At 65.5% G+C, this 26,393-nt stretch carries 26 protein-coding genes; 20 read left to right on the plus strand and 6 right to left on the minus strand.

Annotated features, from left to right (window positions below; translation table 11 throughout):
• The first annotated feature begins 370 nt into the window (after positions 1–370).
• The 12 genes from OKW52_RS22695 (at position 371) to OKW52_RS22750 (ending at position 10,475) form a co-directional block, all read left to right on the plus strand.
• A complete protein-coding gene (locus tag OKW52_RS22695; protein WP_264507869.1) occupies positions 371–1,480 on the plus strand; it encodes a C4-dicarboxylate TRAP transporter substrate-binding protein in 1,110 nt (369 codons plus the stop codon).
• Between the two features lie 72 nt (positions 1,481–1,552).
• Complete coding sequence (locus OKW52_RS22700; RefSeq protein WP_264507870.1) at positions 1,553–2,071, plus strand: TRAP transporter small permease; 519 nt, start codon at positions 1,553–1,555, stop codon at positions 2,069–2,071.
• Positions 2,064–3,371, plus strand: a complete 1,308-nt coding sequence (locus OKW52_RS22705; RefSeq protein ID WP_264507871.1) for a TRAP transporter large permease — start codon at positions 2,064–2,066, stop codon at positions 3,369–3,371. Before OKW52_RS22700 ends, OKW52_RS22705 begins: the two co-directional genes overlap by 8 nt.
• Before the next feature lie 5 nt (positions 3,372–3,376).
• On the plus strand, positions 3,377–3,760 hold the full coding sequence (locus tag OKW52_RS22710; RefSeq protein WP_264507872.1) for a Zn-ribbon domain-containing OB-fold protein: 384 nt from the start codon (positions 3,377–3,379) through the stop codon (positions 3,758–3,760).
• Entirely contained in the window at positions 3,757–4,902 is a 1,146-nt protein-coding gene (locus OKW52_RS22715) for an acetyl-CoA acetyltransferase (protein ID WP_264507873.1), read from the plus strand. Before OKW52_RS22710 ends, OKW52_RS22715 begins: the two co-directional genes overlap by 4 nt.
• A gap of 20 nt (positions 4,903–4,922) precedes the next feature.
• Positions 4,923–5,657 (plus strand): FadR/GntR family transcriptional regulator, encoded by a 735-nt coding sequence (locus OKW52_RS22720; protein WP_264507874.1) that lies wholly within the window; start codon positions 4,923–4,925, stop codon positions 5,655–5,657.
• Between the two features lie 85 nt (positions 5,658–5,742).
• On the plus strand, positions 5,743–6,648 hold the full coding sequence (locus OKW52_RS22725; protein WP_264507875.1) for an SDR family oxidoreductase: 906 nt from the start codon (positions 5,743–5,745) through the stop codon (positions 6,646–6,648).
• A gap of 3 nt (positions 6,649–6,651) precedes the next feature.
• Positions 6,652–7,815: an acyl-CoA dehydrogenase family protein gene (locus tag OKW52_RS22730; RefSeq protein WP_264507876.1), complete on the plus strand. Its 1,164-nt coding sequence runs from the start codon at positions 6,652–6,654 to the stop codon at positions 7,813–7,815.
• Entirely contained in the window at positions 7,812–8,681 is an 870-nt protein-coding gene (locus OKW52_RS22735) for an acyl-CoA dehydrogenase family protein (RefSeq protein ID WP_264507877.1), read from the plus strand. The genes OKW52_RS22730 and OKW52_RS22735 overlap by 4 nt, the downstream gene beginning before the upstream one ends.
• Complete coding sequence (locus OKW52_RS22740; RefSeq protein ID WP_406622313.1) at positions 8,672–8,815, plus strand: hypothetical protein; 144 nt, start codon at positions 8,672–8,674, stop codon at positions 8,813–8,815. The genes OKW52_RS22735 and OKW52_RS22740 overlap by 10 nt, the downstream gene beginning before the upstream one ends.
• Entirely contained in the window at positions 8,812–9,672 is an 861-nt protein-coding gene (locus OKW52_RS22745; RefSeq protein ID WP_264507879.1) for a MaoC family dehydratase, read from the plus strand. Before OKW52_RS22740 ends, OKW52_RS22745 begins: the two co-directional genes overlap by 4 nt.
• Positions 9,669–10,475, plus strand: a complete 807-nt coding sequence (locus OKW52_RS22750) for an enoyl-CoA hydratase-related protein (RefSeq protein ID WP_264507880.1) — start codon at positions 9,669–9,671, stop codon at positions 10,473–10,475. The genes OKW52_RS22745 and OKW52_RS22750 overlap by 4 nt, the downstream gene beginning before the upstream one ends.
• A 12-nt stretch (positions 10,476–10,487) precedes the next feature.
• Here the strand turns inward: OKW52_RS22750 and OKW52_RS22755 are convergent, their stop codons facing one another.
• On the minus strand, positions 10,488–12,023 hold the full coding sequence (locus OKW52_RS22755) for an AMP-binding protein (protein ID WP_264507881.1): 1,536 nt from the start codon (positions 12,021–12,023) through the stop codon (positions 10,488–10,490).
• 124 nt (positions 12,024–12,147) lie between these two features.
• Here OKW52_RS22755 and OKW52_RS22760 point away from each other — a divergent pair, with 124 nt between their 5' ends.
• The 4 genes from OKW52_RS22760 to OKW52_RS22775 all read left to right on the plus strand — a co-directional run bounded on the left by OKW52_RS22760 (position 12,148) and on the right by OKW52_RS22775 (position 15,960).
• Positions 12,148–12,873, plus strand: coding sequence for a FadR/GntR family transcriptional regulator (locus OKW52_RS22760; protein ID WP_264507882.1), 726 nt, complete (start codon positions 12,148–12,150; stop codon positions 12,871–12,873).
• Between the two features lie 100 nt (positions 12,874–12,973).
• Complete coding sequence (locus tag OKW52_RS22765) at positions 12,974–13,513, plus strand: TRAP transporter small permease (RefSeq protein ID WP_264507883.1); 540 nt, start codon at positions 12,974–12,976, stop codon at positions 13,511–13,513.
• Positions 13,506–14,813: a TRAP transporter large permease gene (locus OKW52_RS22770; RefSeq protein ID WP_264507884.1), complete on the plus strand. Its 1,308-nt coding sequence runs from the start codon at positions 13,506–13,508 to the stop codon at positions 14,811–14,813. The genes OKW52_RS22765 and OKW52_RS22770 overlap by 8 nt, the downstream gene beginning before the upstream one ends.
• 37 nt (positions 14,814–14,850) lie before the next feature.
• On the plus strand, positions 14,851–15,960 hold the full coding sequence (locus OKW52_RS22775; protein ID WP_264507885.1) for a C4-dicarboxylate TRAP transporter substrate-binding protein: 1,110 nt from the start codon (positions 14,851–14,853) through the stop codon (positions 15,958–15,960).
• Positions 15,961–16,023: 63 nt separating this feature from the next.
• Here OKW52_RS22775 and OKW52_RS22780 read toward each other — a convergent pair whose 3' ends face one another.
• A complete protein-coding gene (locus OKW52_RS22780) occupies positions 16,024–17,436 on the minus strand; it encodes a hypothetical protein (RefSeq protein ID WP_264507886.1) in 1,413 nt (470 codons plus the stop codon).
• Positions 17,437–17,556: 120 nt separating this feature from the next.
• On the opposite strand from OKW52_RS22780, the gene OKW52_RS22785 reads away from it, so the two are divergent.
• The 4 genes from OKW52_RS22785 (at position 17,557) to OKW52_RS22800 (ending at position 21,603) form a co-directional block, all read left to right on the plus strand.
• Positions 17,557–18,276, plus strand: coding sequence for a FadR/GntR family transcriptional regulator (locus OKW52_RS22785; RefSeq protein ID WP_264507887.1), 720 nt, complete (start codon positions 17,557–17,559; stop codon positions 18,274–18,276).
• Between the two features lie 63 nt (positions 18,277–18,339).
• Positions 18,340–19,497 (plus strand): acyl-CoA dehydrogenase family protein, encoded by a 1,158-nt coding sequence (locus OKW52_RS22790; RefSeq protein ID WP_264507888.1) that lies wholly within the window; start codon positions 18,340–18,342, stop codon positions 19,495–19,497.
• Entirely contained in the window at positions 19,494–20,621 is a 1,128-nt protein-coding gene (locus OKW52_RS22795; RefSeq protein ID WP_264507889.1) for a CaiB/BaiF CoA transferase family protein, read from the plus strand. The genes OKW52_RS22790 and OKW52_RS22795 overlap by 4 nt, the downstream gene beginning before the upstream one ends.
• Complete coding sequence (locus OKW52_RS22800; RefSeq protein WP_264507890.1) at positions 20,611–21,603, plus strand: nitroreductase family protein; 993 nt, start codon at positions 20,611–20,613, stop codon at positions 21,601–21,603. The genes OKW52_RS22795 and OKW52_RS22800 overlap by 11 nt, the downstream gene beginning before the upstream one ends.
• Positions 21,604–21,656: 53 nt before the next feature.
• On the opposite strand, the gene OKW52_RS22805 is transcribed toward OKW52_RS22800, so the two are convergent.
• Genes OKW52_RS22805 through OKW52_RS22820 form a run of 4 tightly spaced genes read right to left on the minus strand, consistent with a single transcriptional unit; the run spans position 21,657 to position 26,384 of the window.
• Complete coding sequence (locus tag OKW52_RS22805; protein ID WP_264507891.1) at positions 21,657–22,628, minus strand: PDR/VanB family oxidoreductase; 972 nt, start codon at positions 22,626–22,628, stop codon at positions 21,657–21,659.
• Positions 22,625–23,848: a CaiB/BaiF CoA transferase family protein gene (locus OKW52_RS22810; RefSeq protein WP_264507892.1), complete on the minus strand. Its 1,224-nt coding sequence runs from the start codon at positions 23,846–23,848 to the stop codon at positions 22,625–22,627. Before OKW52_RS22810 ends, OKW52_RS22805 begins: the two co-directional genes overlap by 4 nt.
• Positions 23,845–25,065: a CoA transferase gene (locus OKW52_RS22815; RefSeq protein ID WP_264507893.1), complete on the minus strand. Its 1,221-nt coding sequence runs from the start codon at positions 25,063–25,065 to the stop codon at positions 23,845–23,847. The genes OKW52_RS22810 and OKW52_RS22815 overlap by 4 nt, the downstream gene beginning before the upstream one ends.
• Positions 25,062–26,384 (minus strand): Rieske 2Fe-2S domain-containing protein, encoded by a 1,323-nt coding sequence (locus OKW52_RS22820; RefSeq protein WP_264507894.1) that lies wholly within the window; start codon positions 26,382–26,384, stop codon positions 25,062–25,064. The genes OKW52_RS22815 and OKW52_RS22820 overlap by 4 nt, the downstream gene beginning before the upstream one ends.
• Between the last annotated feature and the right edge of the window lie 9 nt (positions 26,385–26,393).

Genomic DNA, 26,393 nt, shown 5'->3' on the forward strand with positions numbered 1-26,393 from the left:
CTCTGCTGTTGTTGTGATATTTCACTAATGATTAGGCAACCTAACTATCTTGTCAAACTAAATTTGCACCGCATCCCTCTGGCAGACCGCACACAGGCATAAAGGCCAGAAGTCAGAACACGTTGCGCGACGGGCGGCAGCCTCAGAAGGCGTGGACCCACCGCTGTGGCGTGAAGCGGAGCTGAAGCGCGGCAAGTCACTCGGCGGCATCGCCATCTGAGATTTGCGCAACCGAGGACGGTGCGCGTTGAGTCCGCTGGTGCCGTGCCTCTTAAAAGGTAGAATATTTTATATCATTCTACATCTTTCTTGACATTGGTAGGACCATTAGACAGATTGTCCCTGGCTTTGATGCCCGAGGGAGGAACTCATGAAACTCAGAACATTTGCACCGGTGCTTGCCGGGCTTTCGCTGTCTCTGCCCGGCGTGGCGCAGGCTGAGGTTGACGTGCTCTACGGCAGCTTCGCGCCCGCAACGTCGGCGTTTTCAACCGGCTATATCGTTCCCTGGATCGACGCGATCACGGCGGCGACCGATGGCAGCGTGGCGTTCAATTACGTGCCCGGCGGCGGTGTCGTCGACATGCGCACGGCGGTGTCGGGCATCCGCGACGGCGTGGTGGACGGCGCGTTCTATGTCACCGTTTCCTATGCCTCGGACCTGCCGGTCATGTTCATGCTGTCCGAACTGATCGGCCTCGGCGTCAGCAACGCCGCCCGGATCGGTGCGTTCAACGAGTTCGTCATCGAGGATTGCCCCGAGTGTCTGACCGAACTGAACGGCTGGAACCAGCAGTTCCTCGGCGGCTACAGCCTTGGCAACTATTACCTGTTCTGCACCCGCGACGTCAGCACAGCTGCCGATTTCAACGGTCTGCGCGTCCGCGCCATCCCGCCGTATTCGCGCCTGTTCGGCGCTGTAGGCGAGATCGTCCCGGTTACTGTCAGCCTGACCGAATCCTATGAGGCGCTGCAACGCGGGCAGGTCGATTGTCACGCCGGTCCGGCCAGCACCTATGTGACCTACTCGTTCATCGACATTGCTGACCATGTAATCGAGCTGAACTCGGGCGCGTCGATGGGCGGGTCGGTGTTTACCTTCAGCCAGGACAAATGGGCCGAATTCAGCCCCGAACAGCAGCAGGCCATCCTACGCGCGACCGCCGAAGCCTCGGCCCACGGCGCGATTGCCTATGCGCAAGAGGATGTCGCCGCGCTGGCCGCCGCCGCCGAACATGGCAGCACGATCACGCAGGTCGACGCTGCAGCGCAAGAGGCGCTGGCAGGCTGGATCGCCGAGAACACCACGGGCGCGGCCGAACGCGCCACCGAGCGTGGCGTGGCCAATGCCCAAGCCATCGTGGACCGCTTCCTGCCCTACATCGAGCGCTGGAACGCGTTGACCCCGACCGACGAGGACGAGGCAGCGATCAGCGAAACGTACTGGACCGAGATCTACGCCGACTATCCGGCGCGGTAAGCCCTCTCGCTCCGAACCGGGCGCCGTCGCTGCGGCGGCGCCCTCCCCTTCCTGCGGATAAAGGGCTTGGCGATGAATGGCCTCAGCCGACTGACCTATCACCTCATGCGAGTCCTGTTCCTGCTGGGATCAGCCGCCGTGGTGCTGATGATGCTCCATATCGGTGTGGACGTGCTGGCGCGGGCCCTGATGGGGCGACCGACCGTCGGCATGGTCGAGACCGTGACCAATTACTACATGATCGCCGTCTGCTTCCTGCCGCTGGCCTTTGTGCAGGTCGAGGGCGGGCATCTGACCGTGGACAGCTTCACCCAGGCCCTGCCCGGCCCCGCGCTGCGTATCGTGACCATAGGCGCGCTGCTGGTTGCCGCAGGGATCACCGGGCTGCTGACCTGGCACTCGGCGATCTCGGCGATCCACAAGACGCAGACCGGCGAATACACCGACCTGTCAGTTGTGGACTTCCCGCTTTGGCCCGCGCGCTGGCTGCTGGTGCTGGGCTATGGCGCGACCTTTGTCACGCTGTGCCTGCAGATCATCCTCGGCCTTGCCGGACGTCCGCTCTCGCTGCGGGAGGCTGTCCGTGGATAATTCGACAATCGGAATGCTCGCCGTCGGTGTCCTGCTGGTCCTGATGGCGCTGCGCGTGCCCATCGGCTTTGCGCTGGCTGCCGTGGCGTTCGGCGGCACCTGGGCGGTGCGCGGGCCGCGCCCTGCGGCCTCGATCCTGCAGAACCTGCCCTACGAGTTCACCGCTCACTGGACCCTGACCGCCGTGCCGATGTTCCTGCTGATGGGCGCGCTGGCGGGCAATTCGGGGATGACCCACGATCTGTTCCGTGCCCTGCGCATGGCGTTTGGCCGGATGCGCGGAGGGATCGCCATCGCCACCAACTTCGCCGGTGCCGGCTTCGCCGCTGCCTGCGGGTCGAGCATGGCCACCACCGCCACACTGGGCCGGATCGCGGTGCCCGAGATGCTCAAGGCGGGCTATTCACCGGCGCTTGCGACGGGCGTTGCCTCGGCTGTGGGCACGCTGGGTGCGATCATCCCGCCGTCGATCATGATGATCGTCTACGCGATCTTTGCCGAGGTTTCAGCGGGCAAGATGCTGATCGCGGGCATCCTGCCGGGGATTCTGACCGCCGTTGCCTATGCCGTTGCGATCAACATCCTGGTCCGTGTGCGACCGCAAACCGCGCCGCCGATTGCGCCTGAGGCCCTCGCCCCCGTCGAAAAGCGCCGCATTCTGCTGCGCACCTGGCCGCTGCCGGTGCTCAGTCTGGGGGTGATCGGCGGGATCTACACCGGTCTTGTGTCACCGACCGAGGCGGGCGCGCTGGGGGCCATCCTTGCCTTCGGCGTCGCCATCCTGCGTCGCAGCCTGACCCGCGCGGTCATCCGCAGCAGCCTGCACGAGACCGTCACCACCACCGCCTCGATCCTGTTCATCGCCACCGGCGCGCTGCTCTTCACCCGCTTTCTGGCGCTGACCGGCCTGCCTTATGAACTGGCCGGGATGATCGACCAGATGGGCACCGATCCGCTGGTCATCGTGCTGGGTGCGTCGGTTGTCTATCTGGTGTTCGGCTGCTTTCTGGATCCGCTGGGCGTGTTGCTGCTGACGCTACCCGTGGTGCTGCCGATCTTCCACGCCGCCGATATCGACCCGATCTGGATCGGCGTGATCATCGTCAAATATCTGGAAATCGGCATGCTCACGCCGCCCTTGGGCCTGAACGTCTTTGTCATGAAGGGCGTCGTCGGCGACCGCGTGCCGCTGGGCACGATCTTTCGCGGCGTGTCGCTGTTTCTGGCTGCCGAAGTCGTCGTGATGACCCTGCTCATCGCCTTTCCGCAGATCGTCACCTTTCTGCCCAACCTGATGTGAAGACCATGACCCAAACCACCCCCCTGCCCAATGGCCCCGATGCGCAATACCAGCATCACCTCGCCGCCGGCCGCTTCATGATCCAGCGCTGTAACGACTGCGCGCGTCATGTTTTCGCCCCGCGCGTGCTGTGCAAACACTGCGGTTCCGACCAGCTGGACTGGGTGCAGACCAGCGGCCAAGGCACCGTCTATGCGGCCACCGTGGTGCGCCAGAAGCCCGAGAAGGGCGGCGATTACCTTTATGCGATGATCGAACTGGCCGAAGGCGTGCGAATGATCTCGACCGTGATCGACACGCCACCGCAGGACGTGCGTATTGGCGACGCCGTGGTCGCGCTGATCGACGACGCGCCCCGCGTGGTGTTCCGCAAGGAGGGCACGGCATGAGCCTGGATCTGCGCAGCAAATCCGCGATTGCGGGCGTTGGCCTGTACGGGCTGGGCGAAGCGCCCGGCGAGACGCATATGGAGATCATGGCCCGCGCGGTAAAATCCGCGCTGGACGAGGCAGGGCTTGCGCTGTCCGACGTCGATGGCCTTTTCACCACCAACATGAACAACCTGCTGGCCGGGCCGTCGGTGGCCGAATACCTCGGCATCGTGCCGCGCGTTACCGATGCCACCAATTTCGGCGGTTCGGCCTTTGTCGCCTATCTGCAATCGGCCACGATGGCGATTGCGACCGGCCTGTGTGACGTGGCGCTGATCTGCTACGGCTCGAACCAGCGCACGGCCTCGGGCAAATTGCACAGCCCCGTCGAGCCGCAGGCGTACGAGGCCCCCTACAAGCCCCGCAACCCGATCACCGCCTATGCGCTGGCCACCGCCCGGCACATGTATGACTACGGCACCACCCGCCGCGATCTGGCCGAAGTGGCGGTATCGATGCGCGACTGGGCGCAGCTCAACCCCGATGCCTTCCTGCGCGATCCGCTGAGCGTGGACGAGGTGCTGTCTGCCCGCATGGTCGCCGATCCGCTCAGCGTGCGCGACTGCTGTCTGGTAACGGATGGCGGCGGCGCCGTGGTGCTGGTCGCGGCCGAGCGCGCGCGCAGCCTGCCCAAGACCCCGGTCTATGTGCGCGGCTTCGGCGTAGCGCATACGCATAAATCCATCATGGAGATGCCCGACCTCACTGTCAGCCCCGCTGCCCTGTCCGGCCCGCTGGCCTTCGAGATGGCCGGCGTGACCCCGGCTGACATTGACATTGTCGAACTCTACGATGCGTTCACCATCAATCCGATCCTGTTCATGGAGGATCTGGGCTTTTGCGCCAAGGGTCAGGGCGGGCGCCTGTTCGCCGAGGGTCACACCCGCCCCGGCGGCCGCATCCCGGTCAACACCAACGGCGGCGGCCTGTCATGCACGCATCCCGGCATGTATGGCATTTTCACCATCGTTGAGGCCGTACAACAGTTGCGGGGCGAGGCAAATCAGCGTCAGGTTTCCGATTGCACGCTGGCGCTGGTCCATGGCAATGGCGGCACGCTGGCCAGTCAGGCAACGGGTATTCTGGGGTTGGAGCGGTGAACACAAACGGGGGGCAGCTGATGGCGTTCAAGCCGATATCGGGAACGCGCGCGTTCGAGGTGATCAGCGAGCAGGTCCGCGCGCAGATCGAAGCGCGTCAGCTGCGTCCCGGCGACAAACTGCCGCCTGAACGCGAGCTGGCCGTACAATTCGGCGTCTCGCGCAATGCGGTCCGTGAGGCGTTGCGCGGGCTGGAAAGCTCGGGGCTGATCGGGCTGCATAAAGGCGTGCATGGCGGGGCCTTTGTGCTCGAACCGTCGAACACACCGGTGCTGCGCTCATTCCGGGACATGATGTCCTTGGGTCAGATCAGTCTGGACAACCTGACGGCAGCGCGGATCGGGATCATGAAGGTGATCCTTGAGAGCGCAGCGCAGGCCGCCACACCCGACGATCTGCGCCGGCTGGAGCGCAACATCGACGCGACCGAGGCGGCGCTGAAGGCCCGCCGGGATGATGAGTTGCTGGAACTGACCGCCGATTTCTACAATCTGCTGGCCGAGGCGACACAAAACCCGGTGCTGGTGCTGGTGATCACCCCGATCTACGAGATTGTGCGCCGCTTTGTCGTTGCAGCGGGCATCCGCGCGACCGAACCGGTCATCGACTCGCGCCGCGCCCTCTTGGTCAAACTGCGCGCCCGCGATGCCAAGGGCGCGATCGCGCTGATGGTCGAGCATCTGGAAACCGTCCACGCCGCCATCCTGCGCCGGTTCCCTGAGGGTGTGATGCCCGCCGTCGAAACCCCGACCTGATCCCAAAAGCCGGGGGCGCCGGACCAGCAGGGTTTCGTGTCGCGCCCAAATGGTAGAATAATTTAAAACGCAAAGGAGACGACCTATGAAACCGCTTGAAGGCAAGGTTGCCATCATAACCGGCGCGGGCCGGGGCATCGGTCGCGCACTGGCACTGGGGTACGCCGAGGCCGGCGCGAAAGTGGTGGTCAACGATCTGGGCACCGACCTGTCAGGTCAGGGCGACGGCAGCTCGCCCGCCGAAGAAGTCGTGCGCGAGATCGAGGCGATGGGTGGCGAGGCTGTCGCCGATGGCCATTCGGTCGCTGATCCGAAAGAGGCCGAAGGCATGGTCCGCACTGCGCTGGATCGTTTCGGGCGTCTGGACGCGGTGGTAAACAACGCGGGCATCGTGCGCGACGGGCTGTTCCACAAGATGAGCTATGACGCCTTTGACAGCGTGCTCAAGGTCCACCTCTACGGCAGCTACAACGTCAGCCGCGCCGCCGCCCCGGTGTTCCGTGAGCAAGGCTCGGGCGCTTACGTGCATTTCACCTCGACCGCCGGGCTGATCGGCAATCTGGGTCAGGCGAATTATGCCGCCGCCAAGGCCGGGATCGCCGGGCTGTCGCGCTCGATCTCCATCGACCTTGCGCGGTTCGGTGTGCGCTCGAACTGCATCGCGCCGTTTGCGTTGACCCGGATGGTCACCTCGGTTCCCACCAACGACCCCGCCGGTTTTGCCGAAAAGCGCAAGCACATGACGGCGGAAAAGCTGGTGCCGATGAGCGTGTTTCTGGCCAGCGATGACGCCGCCGCTGTAAACGGTCAGGTCTTTGCCGTGCGCGGCAACGAGATCTTCGTCATGAGCCAGCCGCGCCCCGTCCGATCGCTGCACCGTTCGGAAGGATGGACGCAAGACAGCATCCGCGACGTGTTCATGCCCTCGGTCAAGCGCGATCTGACCGGGCCGGAAACCACCATGGATGTCTTCCACTGGGACGCCATCTGAACCATGAGCCACGATCCGATCGACGCCCTGCTCGGCCCTGATGAGCGCGCCTTTCGCGCCGAGGTCCGCGCTTTCATCCACGACACGCTGCCCGCCTCGGCGCGCCGCAACGCCGACCTTGGCCGCCATGCGACGCGCGACGAGGTGATCTTGTGGCAAAAGGCGCTCTACGCGCGCGGGTGGGCCGCGCCCACATGGCCGGTCGAGCAGGGCGGCACGGGCTGGGACGCGGTGCGCGTCTATCTTTTCACGCTGGAATGCGGGCTGGGTGCGGCCCCCAAGGTGCCCGCCTTTGGCACCAAGATGATCGGCCCGGTGCTCTATACCTTCGGCTCGGACGCGCAGAAAGCCCGCTACTTGCCGCGCATCCTGCAGGCAGACGATTGGTGGTGTCAGGGCTTTTCCGAACCCGGCGCAGGCTCGGACCTTGCCGCGATCAAGACCCGCGCCGAGCGCACCGGCGATCGCTATATCGTCAACGGGCAGAAGATCTGGACCACCAAGGCCCAGCACGCGAACCGCATGTTCGCGCTGGTGCGCACCACGACCGAGGCGCGACGCCAGCAGGGCATCTCGATGCTGCTGATCGACATGGACACGCCCGGGATCGAGCTGCGCCCGATCATCGGCATCGACGGCAGCCACAGCCTGAACGAGGTGTTCCTGACCGACGTGTCCGTCCCCGCCGAGAACCTCGTCGGGCAAGAGGGCAAAGGCTGGGATTATGCCCGCTTCCTGCTGGCCAATGAGCGCAGCGACATCACCGGCGTTGGCCGTTCGCGCCGTCAGCTGGCGCGGCTGCGGACGATCCTTGGGCAAAGGGGCGCGGACCCTGTGCTGCTGGCCGAGATTGCCGAGGTGGATATCTCCCTCACCGCTTTGGAACTGACCGAACTGCGCTTCCTTGCCGCGCAGGCGCGCGGCGAGTCGCTTGGCGCGGGCGCATCCATCCTGAAACTGCGCGGCACCGAGATTCAGCAAGAACTGACCCGGTTGCTGCGGGAAGCTCTGGGCCCTGACGCGCTGCGCTTTGGCGCTGCGGCTACAGGGTCCGCCGAGGGCATCGCCGAGGAATATCTCTATAACCGTGCGTCGACGATTTACGGCGGGTCCAGCGAGATCCAACGCAGCCTGATCGCCCGCGCTGCCATGGCGGAGGGCGCATGAGCCTGCTCGATCTCTTTCAACCCGACAGCGACGGTGACGCGCTGGCCGAAGCCGGCGCGCGCTGGCTGACGCAGGCTTATGTGGCCGACGCTACGGGGTTTTCTGTGCCGATGTGGTCGCAAATGGCGGCGTCTGGCTGGAGCGCGCTGCGGCTGCCGGAAGCCTGCGGCGGGCTGGATCTGGGCCTGTCCAGCTGCTTGCCCTTGGTGGCTGAACTGGGGGCGGCTAGTGTGCGCGAGCCTATCGTGGAAAGCGCGCTGATCGCGGCGCCGCTGGCAGCGCGTGCCGCGGCGGATGCCGACTTTCTTGGCGGTCTGGCCGAGGGCCACCGCCTTTGTGTGTTGATCGACGACCCGTCGCTGCCCGTTCCGGGGGGCAACGAGATCACCGACCTGCTGATCTACGATGCCGAACGCGCAGAGCTGGCGCTGTGCCCCGCCAGCACGGCCCCCGGCGCGGTCTGGCTCAGCATGGACGGGCGGCGCATGGCCGACCGCCCGCGTCCGCAGTCCGGCACGGTTCTGCTCAGCGGCGACGCCGCGCATCAGGCCGTCGCTCTGGCCCGCGCGGAACGCCGCGCCTGCCTTGCCACCGAAGGCTGTGGCGCGATGCAGCACGCGCTGGGGCTGACCGCGCGCTATCTGTCCGAGCGGCAGCAATTCGGCCAGCCCCTTGCGCAGTTTCAGGCGCTGCAACACCGCCTTGCCGACATGCTGGTCGAGCTGGAACTGACCCGCAGCGCCGCCGCAATCCTGACGGCGCATGACACCCCCCAGCCCTGCGCGACAGCGCGCTGGCGCAGATCACCCGCGCGCTGCGCCGTGTCGGTGAAGCGGCGGTCCAGCTGCACGGCGGCATGGGCATGACGGCTGACATGGAAATCGGCGGGGTGTTCAAGCGCATGCTGCACCTTGCCTCGGCCCTCGGCGGCGAAACCGCGCCGCGTGGCCGCCTTACCCGCGCGCTGGCTGCGCGTATCGAACAGGAGCACCGCCCATGACCATCACCGAACGAGGCCTGCTGGGCTGGAAGTTCGCCCCGATCCCTTTCCGCGTAACCGCGCGCGACGCCATCGTGTTCGGGCTGAGTCTGGGTCTGGGCAGTGCGCCGACCGACGCGCGCCAGTTGCGGCATGTGTATGAAAACGGACTGGTCCCTTACCCCACAATGCCGGTTGTGCTCGGCTCGCCCGGCATGTGGTTCGGCGATGCAGGCCTTGATGCCCGCAAGGTGCTGCACGGCGCACAGGCGCTTGAGGTGCTGGCCCCGGTGCCGCTGGACACCGATCTGGTCGCGCTGAATGCGGTGAGTGATCTGGTGGACCGGGGGCCAGACAAGGGTGCGGTGGTCGAGGTCACGCGCCGGATCGAAACGGCCGATGGTGCGCCGGTGGCCAAGGTCGTCTCGACCTATATGTGCATGGGTGACGGCGGGTTTGGCGGGTCGAAAACCCGTGCCGCCACCGCGCCTGTCTCTCACCCCGGGCGCGACGCCGACCTTCGCGCCACCATCCCCACCCTGCCCCAAGCCGCGCTGCTTTACCGGCTCAACGGCGACCTGAACCCGCTGCACGCCGACCCGGCAATGGCCGCAAGGCTGGGCTTTGATCGTCCGATCCTGCACGGGCTCTGCACGCTGGGCCACACGGCCCGCGCCTTGATCGACACCCTGTGCGACGGCGACGCCACGCGGCTTCGCAGCCTCTCTGCCAAGATGAGCCGCCCGGTCTTTCCCGGCGAAACGCTGGAAGTGTCGATCTGGCGCGAAGGGGGTCAGGTGCTCTTTGAAACCGCCGTCGCCGAGCGCGGCGTGACCGTGCTCTCGGGCGGGTGCATCGGGCTGGAGGGGATGGCATGAGCACCGTTCTGCGCGATCTCAAGGACGGCGTGCTCACCGTGACGCTCAACCGCCCCGAGCGCCGGAATGCCTGGACCGGCGAGATGGAGACGGCACTGCGCGCCGCCCTGACCGACGCCACCCACAACCCCGAGGTGCGGGTGGTCGTGCTGACCGGCGCGGGGGCTGCGTTTTGTGCGGGGGCGGATGCCGAGTTCCTCAGACAGTTGCGCAGTGGTGCGGCGACACTCACCGAGGCAGAGGCCAACCCCTGGCCCGAGGCGCGGCCTGAGTTCAAAGGCAAATTCGCCATGCCCGCCGCGCTGCCCAAGCCGGTGATCGCCGCGATCAATGGCCCCGCCGTCGGCATCGGCTATGCACTGGCGCTCTACAGCGACATCCGGCTGGCCAGTGAAAGCGGGGCGTTCATCGCCTCGTTCGCGCGGATGGGGCTGATCGCGGAAAAGGGTATCGACTGGGCGCTGGCGGGGATCGTCGGCCACGGGCGCGCGGCGGAATTGTTGCTGTCGGGGCGCAAGATGGGGGCCGCCGAGGCGCTGAGGATCGGGCTGGTCACCAGCGTTTTCCGCGATGACGCCTTTCGGGCCGCCGTGCAGGACTATGCCGCCGAGATCGCCGCCAAGGTTTCGCCCCGCTCGGCTGCCGTGATCAAACGCCAGCTGCAGGGTCTGCGCTTTGACCCGCCCGCAGAGATCCTCGCGCGCGGGGATCGCGAACTGGCCGCGAGCCTGCAAAGCGCCGATTTCCGCGAGGCAATGGCGGCGATGTCCGAACGCCGCCCGCCGGTGTTTCCCAAACCGTGAAGACCCCGGGCGTCAGCCCGGGACCACCGCCTCGCGCAGTTTGCGCTTCATTAGCTTGCCGCTTTCCTCACGCGGCAGCGTGTCCACAAACGTGAACCGGCGCGGCAGCTTGTAGCGCGCCAGCGAGGCGGCCATGAACGCTGTCAGGTCCGCTTCGCTGGGGTGCGCACCCTCAGCGGCCTGCACCCAAGCCGCGACAATCTCGCCGAATTCCGGGTCGGGCAGACCGACAATCGCGCAATCCGCAACGCCGGGGTGTTGCACCAGAATGGACTCAATCTCGGCCGGATAGATATTGCTGCCGCCGTAGATGATCATGTCGCGCTTGCGGTCGCCCAGATAGAGGAACCCGTCCGCGTCCAGCCAGCCCACATCGCCCAGACTGATGAACCCGTCTTTCTCGGACTCGTCCCGCGCATCGGGATGGTTGATATAGGTGAAATCGGCGTAGTTCGGGTTGCGCACATAGATCTCGCCGGTCTCGCCTTCCGGCAGGATCGTGTCATCCTCGCCCAGAATGCGCACCTCGGCCCCGTCGACAATCCGGCCCACGGTGCCCGGATGCGCCAGCCATTCCTCGGAACTGCAATGCATGGCGATGCCAACCTCGGTGCCGCCGTAAACCTCGTGCAGGATCGGTCCCCACCAGTCGATCATCGCCTTTTTCACGTCCACCGGACAGGCCGACGCTGTGTGACTGACCCAGCGCAGCGAGGACAGATCATAGCGCGCGCGCACTTCGGGCGGCAGTTTCAGCAGCTTGATGAACATGGTCGGCACAGCGGTGATCGTGTTGATGCGGTGCTTTTCGATCAGCGCCAGAAATTCCTCAGGATCAAAGCGCGGGGCCAGCACCAGCAGCTCGCCCTTGGTCGCGGCATACCGCGCAAAGCCGCCCGGCGAGGCGTGATAGAGCGGCGTGACCATCAGGGTACGGACATCGGGGGCAAGCCCGTAGGTGTCAACAAAGCAGCGGATGTTGCGGGCCAGCAGCGCGGCATCCATCGGCACGCGCTTGACGCCCTTGGGACGGCCCGTGGTGCCCGATGTATAGATGATCGCCCCGCGCGTTGCGGCGTCAGGAGCGGACCGCGGCGGATGGGCGGCGATGAGAGCTTCCCAGTCCAGCACCCCCGCGGGCACGGCGCAGGCCTCAGGCGGCAAGCGAAAGGCGGCGGCGGTCGCGTTGGGCGTGGCGGAGACCACAACGCGCAGGCCTTTGGGCAGCACCAGACCCGGCGTCCTGAGCAGGTCAGCCTGCGCGACCAGCAGATCCGGTTTGCAGTCTTCCAGCACATACAGGATCTCGGGCGCGGTCGAGTGCCAGTTGATCGGCACTGAAAACGCCCCGATCTTTTGCGCGGCGATCGAGGCCTCAATGAACGGCGTGTCGTTGCGCATCAGGATGGCAACCGTCGCCCCCTCGGCCAGACCCATCGCGCCGAATCCCGTCGCAGCCGAGCTGGCGCGGCGCTGCAACTCGGCCTGATCCAGCGTTGTATCGGGCGTAATGATCGCTGCAAGGCGCTCTGCCGGTTGTGCTGACACGCTGTGCCTCCCCCTCGGTATTGGTTTGGGCTAATCTATAAATGGTAGAACCAATAAGTCAACTGACCCTTGCCACACTGGTATGATTGAGCCGATAATTGGGCAACGTCATAAGGAGAGCAGTATGAATTCCGGTTTGGGTTTCCGACCCGTCAAAACGAAACGCGCTTTTGAGGAGGTCTGCGACCAGATCCGATCCGAGATTCAGGCCGGCCGAATCGCTGCGGGTGACAAGCTGCCCTCAGAGCGCGATCTGGCCGAGCAGTTGCAGGTCAGCCGCGCCACCGTGCGCGAGGCGTTCCGCACGCTGGAAATCGGCGGCGTGCTGTCGCTGCTCAAGGGCGTCAAGGGCGGCGCGGTGGTGATGCGTGGCGATGCCAAGCCGATCACGCAGACGATCACCGACCTGTTGTCGCTGGGAGGGCTGTCGCTGGCCGACTACACCGAGGCCCGTACCTCGCTGCAAAAGGAGATCATCCGGCTGGCCTGCGAACGCGCCACGCCTGAGGATTTCGCCGCCCTCGAGGCCAACATCGCCGCCACGCGCGAAAAGACCACCGAGGCGCAGATCGAGGACCGCACGGCGCTGACGGTCGAATTCTACGCCCTGCTCGCCCGGGCCACGAAGAACAAGGCGATGGAGCTGCTGATGTCGGCGGTGACCGAGCCTCTGGCTTACTACATCCGCCAGATCGGGGTCGACCGGACCTGGGATGTGGCCGAGTCGCGCACCAAGGTCGTCAACCACATCCGGGCGCGTGATGTTGCGGCGGCGGTGGCGGAAATGTCGTCCCATATGGAGCGTTTGCACGCCTATATGCTGTCACGCCAGCCCGTCGCGCCCGCGTAATCGCGGGCAAAGATGACTGTGCAAGGAAGGTTTACCTTGCATTGCTTAAATGGTTAGGCCATTCATTCGTCAGTCCGATGCCAGCGGGAGGAGCGAGCGAATGGTACGCCAAGGCGTCCGAAAGGCGATTGACGCGCTGATCACTGTCGATCTGGTGATCGCCGGTCTGGCCCTTATGGCCATGCTGGTCCACGTCGTGCTCGACGTGATCCTGCGCGAAGTCCACGTCCCGTTCTCGGGGACGCTGGAAATCGTGTCCTTCTGGTACATGGTGGCACTGGTATTTCTGGCGATCCCGGTCGCGCAGGCCCATGGCCACCATATCAAGGTCGAGCTGTTCACCGTCGCCATCTCGCCTCGTGTGCAAAAGATGATCGACATCGTGGTGTTGCTTGCCTGCGCCGCGCTGTTGGTGGTGTTTGTCTGGGTATCGGTCGAGGAAGCCCTGCGCCAGACCAGCCGTCACGCCATGGTCGAGGCGGGCACCGGCACCATCGCCGTCTGGCCGACGCGCTGGCTGGTGCCGCTCTCAATGGCGACCACCTGCCTGATCTGCGTGATGCAGGCCTGTGATCTTGTCCGTTCGCTGATCACCGGCATCGAACCCCCTACCCATGCACGGAAATCCCTTGATGTCTGATGTCGCAATCGGGGGCTTTGGCCTCGCCGCCATTCTTGTTCTGCTGGCGCTGCGCGTGCCGATTGCCTTTGCGCTGATCAGCGTGTCGCTGGCGGGCATCTGGGCACTGCTGGGCGAGCGTCCGGCGCTGGGTTCGCTGCGCACCATCCCCTATCAGTTCGTCGCCCACTGGTCGCTTTCAGCGATCCCGATGTTCCTGCTGATGGGGTCGGTGGCCTATCACTCGGGCCTTGTCAGTTCGCTCTATACTGCCGCGCGCCTGTGGCTCTGCCGTTTGCCCGGCGGGTTGGCGATTGCGTCGAATTTCGCCTGCGCGGGCTTTGCCGCCGCGTCGGGCTCGTCTGTTGCCACCGCGTCGGCCATGGGCCGCATCGCGGTGCCCGAGATGCTGCGCTATCGCTACGATCCGGGTCTGGCGACCGGGGTGGTCGCGGCGGCCGGCACATTGGGCTCTCTGATCCCGCCGTCGATCCTGATGATCCTGTATGGCACCTTTGCCGAGGCTTCGATTGGCCAGTTGATGATCGCGGGGATCCTGCCCGGCCTGCTGACCGCCGGGATCTATGCCGCGATGATCTGGATCCGCTGCGTTCTCAATCCTGACCTTGCCCCGCCCGTTGACCTGAACCCCACCTGGCGCGAGCGGTTCGGGTCGCTGGCCAAAGTCTGGCCGATGCCCCTGCTCATTCTGGGCGTGATCGGCGGGCTTTACGGCGGCTATGTCACCGCGACCGAGGCCGGGGCGCTGGGTGCGTTCCTCTCCATCGTCATCGCCGCGCTCTATCGCCGCCTGACCTGGACCGTGATGCGCGAAAGCATCATGGATACGATCACCGGCACCGCTGTGATCTTCTTCGTCTCCATCGGCGCCGTGTTGCTGTCACGCTTCATCGCGCTGTCGGGCGTGCCGACCTTCATCGTCGATCTTTTCGGCGCAGGCGGGCTTGAAGGCTACGCGGTCGTGCTGTTCTGCGGGCTGGTGTTCCTGTTTCTGGGCATGTTCCTGGACCCCATCGGCCTGATGCTGATCGCCCTGCCGGTCATGCTGCCGATCATCGAGCAAAGCGGCTTTGATCTGATCTGGTTCGGCATCCTGACCATCAAATTTGTCGAGATCGGGCTGATTACCCCTCCTGTCGGGCTGTCGGTCTACACGATCAAGACCGTGGTCGGCGACAAGGTCGCCCTCACCCAGATTTTCCGCGGCATCGGCTGGTTCCTTGTGTGCGAATTGCTGGTCGTGGTGCTGCTGGTGGTCTTTCCGCAGATCGCGCTGTTTCTGCCGGGCTTGATGCGCTGAGCCCGGATCTAACCAACCTGAGGAGGAGGACACGGACATGACCCTTACACTGCGCGCCAGTTCGGCGCTGGCACTGCTCGCCCTGGCCACGGGACCAGTCCTGGCGGACGAGTATAACTACGCAACCTTTGTGCCGCCGCAGGCCGCCAACAACGTGCTGGCGCTGCAACCCGCTTTTGACACCATCGCGGCAGAAACAGGCGGCGAGGTCCAGATCACCATGTTCGCCGGTGGTCAGTTGCTGGGCGGGCAGGACATGCTCGCCGGGGTGCGCGACGGCATTGCCGATCTGGGCTTTGTGATCCCCGTCTATGCGCCGTCGGATCTGCCCAACTCGGTGGTGATTTCGGACATGATGCCCTATGGCTCGGACCCGATTGCCGTGGCCGGGGCGTCTTTGCAGACGATGCTGATGGACTGCCCGCAGTGCGTTCAAGAGTTCGCCGACAACAATCTGGTGTATCTGGGCGGTCACGTGCCGACACCCTATCGCCTGCTGTGCCGCACCAATGTCGCCAGCCTTGCTGACATCGAGGGCCTGCGGATGCGCGGTGGCTCGGGTGCCATGTCGCGCATCGCGCAATCGCTGGGCGGTACGCCGGTGAATATGGGCGCGGGCGATATGTACGAGGCGCTCGAGCGCGGGCAACTGGACTGTGTCGTCGGCCCGATTGCATGGCTGCGCCAGTATTCGCTGGGCGAGGTGATCGGCTCGGTGCTGGGCGAACCGCTGGGTGTGCTGGGCGGTCTGGGTCTGGTGACCTGGAACACCGATTCGTGGAACGCGATGAGCGATGAGCAAAAGCAGCTCATGCTGCGCCAGATGCCGGGCATCGTCGCCCGCGCCACCATCGACGGCTATATCGCCGATGACGCCGATGTGCGCGCCCAGTACGAGGGCACGGTCGCCTTCAACGACTCGGTGCCCGAGATCCGCGCCGAACTGGACCGCATCAACGCCGAAGGCCTGCCCGCCATCATGGACGCCGCCCGCGACCGCGGTGCCACCGATCCTGATGCGATTGCCGCTGCCTATCTGCGCAATCTGGAGCACTGGCAAGACCTGGCCCGTGACCGTATCCAAGGCGACACCGACGCTCTAGCCGAAGTTCTGTGGGAAGAAATCTACAGCAAGGTCTCGTTCTGACGACCCCTTGATGACACGGCAAAGGCCGGCCCTTCAAGGGTCGGCCTTTCGCACGGGCGCGGGTTACAGCAGCATCTGCCAGACCAGCAAGGTGACGATGACCATCGCCTGAAAGGTGAGGGCAAAGACGCCGTTCCACCGCAGACCCACCACCGAACTGGGAAGACCCGTCGCCGTGGCCAGCATGGCAACCGTCGAGGTCATCGGCGACAGCATCGCTGCCCCCACCCAGCCGCCCAGCGTGGCAACCATCAGCATCGGTTCGGGCATCGGCAGCCCCGCCCCGACCACCGCTCCGACAAAGGCCGAGCCGGTGATCATCGGCGACAGGCCCAGCATCCCAAGCCCCAGGATCATCACGGTGATCAGCGCCCCGACCACACCCGGCCCCATCGACAATGCCTGCACCAGCCCGCGCACGGCATCGGGCGGGATCATCTGCGCCACGATCAGCCCCAGAAACCCGCTGGCTGCCAACAGCCCGATTTCATTGGCGGAATCGGGCAGCGCGCGCAGCGTTTGCTGGCCCAGCGTGGCGGTTTTTGCGCCGACCGGACCCTTTTCTGTCAGCATGACCCACAGCAAGGCCATGACCGGAATGACCATCAGCACCGCCGCTCGCATCGACACCGCGAAGACGTAGTCAAGCAGCGCCGCCGTCCCCGTGATCGCCAGCACCAGCGCCAGAAGCGCCAGAATGGCCGCCCAGGCACCGTCGCGCGCCGGGGGCGCGAATGGGACAAGAGGGCGCGGACCCATCCGGTCCATTGCCCAGCCCAATCCGCTGAAGACCACCAGCATGGTCAGCCCGTAGGGAAGATACCCGAACCAGTCCAGCGTCGGCATGATCGGCAACAGCAGGTTGACCGCCAGACCGACCGGCGACCACAGCACCGTGGCATTGAAGCCGCGCATGATCGCACAGGCAATGCGGCGGTTGCGGATTTCGGCGGCTCGGGCGGATTGCTCGGGCGCGCCGCGCTGTCCCAGCGCGATGCCCAGAAGCAGCTGATACCCCCCGACGTTCAGCAAGATGCCCAGCAGATGCGCGCCCGTCGCTAGGAAGGTGTAACGCCGCGCAGGCGGTTGCTGCACGACGAACTGCGCCGCAACCTCGACCTGTTCCGAGCGTTGCGCGGCGACCCGCAGCACCGCCATCACCGCCAGCAGCGCCGGCAGATACATCGCCCGGCTCAGCGCCAGTGCCAGATCCGCGCCCTTGCCCCCGGTGGCGATGAAGATCAAGGCAAGCCCCAGCGCCGCCGCCATCATGATCCGCGCATTGGTCCGGATCCGCGGCCAGCACAGCCCCACATGCACGATGACCAGCATTGCCGCGGCAGTGGCAAAGACGTGGTGATGACTGAGCATGTCCGCGAGGGTCAGACCCGCCGCCGCGGCAAGCGCCACTGCGGCAAGCCTGTGCAGGGCTGCGGCCCTCGACGGGGCGGAGCGTCTGCGCGGGAAATTATCCATCTTTGGCGCCCCTTTCCTTATTTGGACCTACCATTGCGACCCCCTGCAGGCAAGGATGATTGCGGGTAACATAATGGCGGGTTTTGTGTCACTGTTTGCCCGACAATGAGAGAGGCTTTCATGACCAAAGAAGCGGACAACGCTCTGTTTGAACCCGTGCGCAGCGATCGGTCGTTCGAGATCGTCATGCAGCGCATCCGCGAGAAGCTTGCCTCAGGTGCCTTGCGTCCCGGTGACAAGCTTCCGCCGGAACGCGAATTGGCCAAACAGCTGGACGTCAGCCGCAACGTGGTGCGCGAAGCGCTGCGCTCGCTGGAGAACTCGGGCATGCTCAAGACCCGCAAAGGCGCGCATGGCGGGGCATTCATCGAGGAAGGCAGCGCGTCGCTGATCAGTCAGGCGCTCAGCGATCTGGTTATTCTCAACGCGATCAGCCTTGATGACCTGCTTGAGGCCCGGCTCTTGATGCTGGGCATGGTGCTGGACCGCGTCGCCGCGCAGCCCAACCCGCCCGACCTGACCGCGCTCGCCGCCAATCTCGCCGAGACCGAAGAGGTAGTTGCCAAGAACGAGTCCGCAAAACGTGTCCCTCTGGCCCGTGCCTTTTACCATGAAGTTGCGGCCTTGACCGCCAACCGTGCGCTGGTCTTCACCATCGATGCGCAGACCGAGATGATCCAGACCTACCTGCGCTTCCGCGTCGCCGACATGGACAGCGCCAAGCTGGTGCAGTCGCGTCGCGACTTCCTGCAGCATCTGCGCGACGGTCGTTTCGACGCAGCAAAGGCCGAGCTGTCGGCGCATCTGGAACGGGTCCACCACCGGCTCTGGAGCGCCTGACTTCAGAGTTGACTCTCATTGGTAGGTCCATTAAACCTTTCTCCATTCAGAGGAGGAACGACGATGCTGGACACCACGAATGGGAACGAAGAGCTGATCATGTTCCGCGAATCCGTACGACGGATGACGGAAAAAGAGGTCGCGCCGATTGCGGCCAGGATCGACCAGGACGACCACATGCCGCATTCGCTGGTCCCGGTGTTCGGCGATCTGGGCCTGATCCAGATCATGGTCCCCGAGGAATACGGCGGCCCCGGCGGCACCACGACGATGGCCTGCATCGCCAAGGAAGAAGTCTCGCGCGCGTCTTTCGCTGTCTCGCACCTTGTCGGCGCCACCTCGATCGCCATGGCCCTGCCGCTGGTCCATTTCGGCACCGAAGAGCAGCGCCAGCGCTACCTGCCCGAGATCGCCGAAGGCCGCACCCTGTCGTGCATCGGCCTGACCGAGCCGCACACCGGCTCGGACGTGTCGGGGATCAAGACCTCGGCGCGCAAAGAGGGGGGCGATTACGTCATCAACGGGCAGAAGGTGTTCATCACCAAGGCCGATCAGGCGAAATACATTCTGCTGTTCGCCCGCACCTCTGAAGGCAAGGGCCATGACGGCATCTCGTCCTTCCTGATCCCGATGGACACCCCCGGCATCACCATCGGCGGCAGCCCCAAGAAAATGGGCCTGCGCGGGATCAAGAACTGCGATCTGTTCTTTGAAAATGTCCGCGTCCCCGCCGACACGCTGATCGGCGCTGAAGGTCAGGGTTTCAAGAACGCCATGGGCGTGCTGAACCTGAACCGCCCGACCGTCGCCGCCGCCTCGATCGGCATCGCGCAAGCCGCGCTTGACGCCTCGCTTGCCTATGCCAAAGAGCGCGTCCAGTTCGGGCGCCCGATTGCCGAATTCCAGCTGGTGCAGGCGATGCTGGCCGATATGGCGATCCAGATCGAAGCCGCGCGCGCCCTGCTCTATCAGGTCACCGCCCTGATTGACCGCGAGCCCAAGAACCCGCGCATCCCGATGCTCGCCTCGATGATCAAGACCTTCGCCTCGGATATGGCGATGAAGGTGACCACCGACGCCGTGCAGGTCTTTGGCGGTGCTGGCTATCTGCAGGACAACCCGGTCGAGCGTTACATGCGCGATGCCAAGGTCTGCCAGATCTATGAAGGCACGAACCAGATCCAGCGCCTGATCATTGCCCGGGCGATGCTCAAGCAATGAGCGGCCCTGCACCCATCCGGGTGCTCGATTTCGGTCAGGTGATGGCGGGCCCGCTTGCGGGCCGCCTGATGGCCGATGTCGGCGCCGAGGTCATCAAGATCGAAACACCCGAGGGCGATTCCATGCGCGGTCGCCCACCGCTGCGCGATGGGCATTCGGCCTATTTCGGCACGCTCAACGCGGGCAAGCGCAGCGTTGTGCTGGACCTCAAGACCGATGAGGGGCGGCGCGACGCCTTCGCGCTGGCGCTCACAGCCGATGTGGTGATCGAGAATTTCCGCCCCGGTGTGATGGCGCGGCTGGGGTTGGGGTATGAGGCGCTGTCAGCGGCCAATCCCCGGCTGATCTATTGCGCGATCTCGGGCTTTGGGCAGCAGGGTGAAGGGGCCAAGCGCCCCGCCTATGCGCCGATGATCCATGCGGCCTCGGGCCTCGATCTGGCGTTGATGGACTTCTCGCCCGGTGCCGAACGCCCGGCCCCCACCGGCATGTTCTATGCCGATGTCATGGCGGCGGTTTATGCGTGGGGCGCAATCCAGACCGCGCTGTTCGAGCGCGAGCGCACCGGCAAGGGCCAGAGCGTCGATGTGGCGCTGATGGACAGCCTCATTTCGATGATGATCTACGAAGTTCAGGAAGCGCAGTTCCCGCAGGCCCGCAAGCGGCACGTCTATATCCCTGTGAAAACCTCGGACGGGTTTGTCATTGTCGTGCCGCTGTCGGGCAAGAATTTCGCTGCGATGCTGTCGGTTCTGGGTGCGCCCGAGTGGGGTGATGACCCGCGTTTCGCCACCCCGGCGGGACGCGAGGCGAACTGGGCCGAGATCATGCGCCATGTCGAAGGCTGGACCGCAAGTCGCAGCTCGGACGCCTGCGAACAGCTGTTCATGGCCGCCGGCGTGCCCTGTTCGCGCTACCGCACGGTGTCCGAGGCTTTGGCCGATCCGGTGTCGGTCGAGCGCGGCATCGTCGGCACGGTCGAGGATGGCGCAGGGACGTTCAGCGTGCCGAACCCGCCGTTCCGCCTGTCGCAAACCGACGCGCAGGTGCGCCGGATGATCCCCGCGCTGGGGGAAGGCACCGCGGAAATTCTCGGCGCGCTCACGTCGGCACATGAGCACTGAGCGACTGCGCGAGGCGGGGCGCAGCGTCGCCGCCTCGCCGTCCTGGCGGCAGTGGGTGCGGGCCGAGTGGGGATTCTGGCGGGGCGTGGCTTATGACGCGCAGCGCTTTCGCCGCCATGCGTGGCTTCACCGCGTCCACAGCACGCCCAGCCGCGCGGCGCGGATGCTGGCGGATGCGCATTTCCTCGAATACGGCATGGCGCTGCGCGCGGCACGGCCGGGGTTCGGACTGGCTCGGGCCGAACGGCTGGCGGGCGATCTTAGTGCTGAAGGTGCAGGGACCGAGGCCGCGGCCATTGGCCTTGCCACGCTGCGCCTCTGGGCTGATTTCAATGCGGGCAGCACCCTACCGCCCGCCGTTCAGACCGCGCTTGCCCTGCCCGCACCCGCCGCTGAAGCCGGCACGCAGACCCTCACCGCTGACACCCTGCGCAGCGCCACCGTCCTCGACTTCCTCGCCTTCGCCCAAGCCCGCCACTCGGTCCGTCAGTTCGCGCCCGGCCCGGTCCCACACGACGCCATCCGCCGCGCCGTGGCGGCGGCACAAGCCGCGCCCTCAAGCTGCAACCGGCAAACCTGCCACGCGCATGTCTGGACCGACCCCGCGCTGATCAACCGGGTGCGAAGCCATCAGGCAGGCAACCGCACCTTCGGGCACGAACTGGGCGGTATCGCCGTGATCACCAGCGACCTGCGCCACTGGGAACACGCGGGCGAGCGCTATCAGGCGTGGATCGACGGCGGGCTCTTCGCCATGTCGCTGGCGCATGGGCTTCATGCCGAAGGGTTGGGAACCTGCTTCCTCAACTGGTCCGTCGAACCCGCCACCGACCGCGCCCTGCGCGCCGAGATCGGGCTGGACGATGCGCAGCTGGTGATCGTGTTGCTGGGCTTTGGCCTGATGCCGGACAGCGCCACGGTCTGCGCCTCGCCACGCCTGCCGGTCGAGGCCGCGTTCAGCCTGAATCCGCCACTGGCATAAGAGAAACCGCCCCCGCCACAAGGGTGGAGCCGGTTCTTGCCCGTGACGGAGCCTCAGAGGTCCAGTACCAGCCGCGCACTCTTCGACCCTGAGCAGCAAACCATCATCGTGTCTCCGTGCGCGCGTTCCTCATCTGTCAGAATCGTATCGCGGTGATCCGGCCGCCCCTCGATCACCCGCGTCTCGCAGGTGCCGCAGGTGCCCTCGGTACAGGCAAAGGGGACGCTGACCCGGTTGGCGATCAGCACGTCCAGAATGGTCTTGCCCGCGTCGACGTGCAGCACCTTGCCCGAGCGGTTCAGCACCACATCGAACCCGCCCTCGCGCGCGACTTCCTCTTTGGCCGAGAAGTATTCGGCATGCACCCGCGCCTTGGGCACAGCGCGTCCGGCAGCCTCATAGGCGGCCAGCATCGGCTCGGGGCCGCAGCAGTAGAAATGCGCCGTATCGCCCGCCCCGGCAAAGATCCGCGCCAGATCAATCAGCGCGCCGCTGACCTCGTCGTCAAAATGCGGGGTCAGCGCGCCCTGCCCGTTGCTTTGCGCCACGCAGGCCTCGATCTCGGGCAGGAACGCCGCCGCGCTGCGCTTGCGCGCGGCGTAGTGCAGGTGCCACGGTTTGCCCAGCTCGGTCAGCCGCCGCACCATCGCCAGGATCGGCGTGATGCCGATCCCGCCCGCGATCAGCACCGAGTGCCCGGCGCTTTGATCAAGCGCAAAGTGGTTCTTGGGCCGCGACAGACGCAGCTTGTCCCCGACGCGCATCGTGTCATGGACATAGACCGAGCCGCCCTTGCTTTTCGGATCACGGTGCACGGCAACGGTGCATTGCGCGGTGGTCCCGTCCAGCGCCGCCGTCAGGCTGTAGCTGCGGCGCAGATCGTCGGTCAGGATCAGATCCACATGCGCGCCCGGCTCGGCCTTGGGCAAGGGTGCGCCGTTGAGGGTTTCGAAGGTGACCGACAGCACCGTGTCAGCCTCATGCCGCATCTGCTTGACGCGGACCGGGATGTCACCGTCGCTCATTGCAGCAACCCCTCCGCCTTGAACCGCTCGATATCGGCAACCTTGAACCCAAGGATGCGGGTCATCACGGCGTCGGTGTGCTCGCCCAGCCGGGGCGAGGCAAAGCGCAGGGCGCTGGGGGTTTTTTCAAAGCGGTACGCAGGGCCGTTATAGCGCAGCTCGCCCATTTCGGCGTGGTCGAGCGGCCAGAAATGGTGGCGGGCGTTGAGCACATCATCGTTCAGCAGATCGGACGCCTTGTTCGCGACGCCGGCGGGCACGTCAGCCTTGCGGCAGGCGGCCATAAGGGCGAAAGCGTCACGCCGTGCGGTCAGCGTTGCAACCGCTTCGTCCAGCGCATCCAGCCCGTTGTCACGCGCCGCGTCCAGCCCGGCACCATCGCCCAACACCCCGCCCAATGCCGCAAACTGCGCCTCGGTCACGCAGTCCAGGGCGATCCAGCGTTCGTCGCCCGCGCAGGGAAAGACGCCGTGCAGGATCGAGCCGGGCTTGCGGCTGCCTTGCCGCGTGATCTCTTCGCCGGTGACCTGATAGGCCAGCAACTCGGGCGCCATCAGTTGCGCGGTAGCCTCGATCTGGCTCAGCTCGACATGCTGCCCCTCGCCGGTCTTCTCGCGGTGGATCAGCGCCGCGACCAGTGCCGAAAGCGCATAGCGCGGTGAGACACTGTCAGAATAGGCGCCCTTGGGCATTGCAGGCGGACGGTCGGGCCAGCCGGTCATCCCATGGATGCCCGACAGCGCCTGCCCCTGCGCGCCATAGCCCGGGTGCCGCGCCCAGGGTCCGCCCGCGCCGTAAAGCGACGAGGACAGCATGACAATGCGCGGGTTGATCGCCCTGAGGCTCTCAAAATCCAGCCCCCATTTCTTCATCACGCCGGGGCGGAAGCTTTCGGCGACCACATCGGCCCATTCGATCAGCGGTCGAATGATCTCGAGCGCCGCCGGGTTGCTCATATCAACCGAGATGCCCAGCTTGGACGTGTGGAAATCGGCAAAGAAGCCCGAGCGGTTGATGCCCGGCTTGTCGTCGATGAACGGCCCGCCAAGGCGAATTGAATCCGGGTGCCTGAAGCTTTCCACCTTCACCACCGTCGCGCCATTGTCGGCCAGTTGCTTGGTGGCGATGGGGCCGGCAGCAGCCCAGGTGAAATCGGCGACCTTCAGGCCAGCGAAGATCCCCGTGGCCTCGGTTGTCACAGCGGTCAGGGCGTCGATCATGCCGAGGTTCCTTGTTCAAGCGTCGACAGGACCGCCGCCGTATCCGCGCCCGGCAGCGGCGCGGGCATGGGCGCGCGCAAGGGCGTGGCCGAGAGATTGGCCCACCGGGCGGGCAGCTCGATGTCGAGCTGGCGCACAGGATCGGCGAGCGGACGGAAATAGCCGCGCGCGCGGTACTGCGGGTTGTCGAAGACCCCCGCGACCGAAGAAATCGGCGCGAGCAGGATGCGCTCTTTCACCGCGCGGGTGATCAGCTCATCGGTGGTCTTGGTGCGCACGAAGCCGAGGATGACCTGCGTGACCGCGTCATAATCTTCCTGCGGGATGAAGAACTGGCCGTCGCCGTTCCAGTCGTGGCGGGTCAGGATGGGGTCGGTGATGCCTTCCTCGGCCATCCAGCTGACCAGCGCCTCATACGACTTGATCCGCGCCGAACCACCGCCGCCGCCGACCGGACCAAAGAAGATGTAGCCGTCTTGCGTATCCCAGACCAGGCGGGTGTAGAACCGGTTGGCGCGTTCCTTGCGGATCGCCCCGCCGCGCATCTCGTTCAGGCCAAGGATCTGCCAGGCCATCGTCGAGTTGAGCAGCGTCCAGACGATGCAGGCCTGCACCGACACATCGACGCGCTGTCCCTCGCCGGTCTTCAGTGCGTGCCAGTAGGCCATCAGTGCGGCCGAGGCGGCCTCGGCCCCGCCCTGAATCGAGCCGACCGGCAGGCTGATGCGCACGGGCGGGCGATCGACGTCGCCGTTCAGGTACAGATGCCCCCCTAGCGCTTGCAGCACAGTGTCGGTGGCGGCGTAGCGCTCAAAGGGGCCACCGCGACCAAAGGGCAGGATCTCGCACCAGACCAGCGCGGGGTTGGCGGCGCGGGCAATCGCGGCCAGTTGGTCCATCGTGTCCAGATCCAGCCGTTCCCAGTCGGTCACGACAATATCGGCCCCGGCACAGAGCGCGGCAAACGCCGCTTCATCGGCCACCGGGTCCAGCGTGACGCTTTTCTTGCCGTGGTTATAGGCCAGCCACGCCGCGCTTTCGTCACCCAGCGCCGTGGGCACCACGGGCAGTGAACGGCGAAACGGCTCACCCCCTGCGGGCTCGAGCTTGATCACCTCGGCCCCCAGATCAGCCAGCACGCGGCCACAGACCGCCCCGGCCAGCGCCGAGAGTTCCAGCACTCTGAGCCCGTCAAGGGCGCTTGCCGTCTTGCTCATAGCTCGTACCCGAAGCCTTCACCCAGCTTGGCGGTCATCGGGCCCTTGCCCGCATCGTCCCACGCCTGATCCTTGGGCAGCTTCATCGAGATGGCGCGCACCATGTAGAGGTCCGGATCGCTGAACCGTTCGGGTTTGGCCCCGCTTTCGGCAAAGGCATGCGCAACCTCCAGCAGCATCCGCCGCGTCATGGCGATGCCGGTATCCGAGGTGCACAGATGCTCGAGCGAGCGGTCATAGACCCGCATCACCCCGGACTGGCAGGCCGCGTCCTGCACCCACAGTCCGGGCAGCCCCGAGAACCAGGTCGTGCGCTGCGCTTGCGCGTCAAAGTGGTAACCCGTCTCGCGCCGGTAGCGGCTGGTGTAGCGCCCGTAAGGCTGCAGCGCGCCCTTGTCCTCGAAGGCGTTGACGCTGGCATGGCCGGTTTCGCGGCCCTTGTGGCCATTGACGAAGATGTCGCGGCTCTTTTCGTACATCGGCTGCGACGGGTGATAGCTGAACATCAGGCACAGCGTGTTCTCGTCATCGATCGGAATCCACGCGTGGCCCGACAGTTCGGGATAGTTCGACTGCGGCGGGACCAGCGAATAGAACGGCATGATGAACTGATTAACGCGCCAGTAGAGCGTCTCGTCATCCAGCACCCGCCGCGAGGCGATGGACATGCCGAATTCCTGCCGCATGCATTCGAATGTCGGGCGCAGGTCGCGCTTGGCGACCCATTGGTTGATCGAGCCGCCCTCATCAATGCGCCCGTGCAGGATCGGCGCATGGGCGCTGTCGATCTCGCCTTCCAGCGCCTGCAGCCAGTTGCATTCCTGAACGCGAAAGCTGATCACCACGTTCTCTTCGGGCACCAGATTCCACTCCAGATTGGGCAGCGGCGGGCGGCTTTCCTCGGGCTCGGAGCCCATATAGGTCCAGACCACCCCGCCCCGCTCGACGCAGGGGTAGGACTTGATCTTGACGCGGTCCTTCAGGCGCGAGCGGACCGGCTCGGCGGGCATGTCGGCGACATTGCCGTCCACGTCGAATTTCCAGCCGTGATAGACGCAGCGCAGGCCGCAATCCTCGTTGCGGCCAAAGACCAGCGGTGCGCCGCGATGCGGGCAGATGTGGTCGACCAGACCGACGCGGCCTTCGGTGTCGCGGAACGCGATCAGCGTTTCGCCCAGCAGGCGCACGGTCTGCGGCTCGCCGTCCTTTTCCAGATCCCTGGACGCCATGAAGGGCATCCAGTAGAGGCGCATCATGCCCCCCATCGTGGTTCCGGGGCCAACCCGGACGAGCGTTTCGTTGTCTTCGTGCGAAAGCATGTCGGCTCT

The organism is Pararhodobacter zhoushanensis, from assembly GCF_025949695.1.
GTDB lineage: Bacteria > Pseudomonadota > Alphaproteobacteria > Rhodobacterales > Rhodobacteraceae > Pararhodobacter > Pararhodobacter zhoushanensis_A.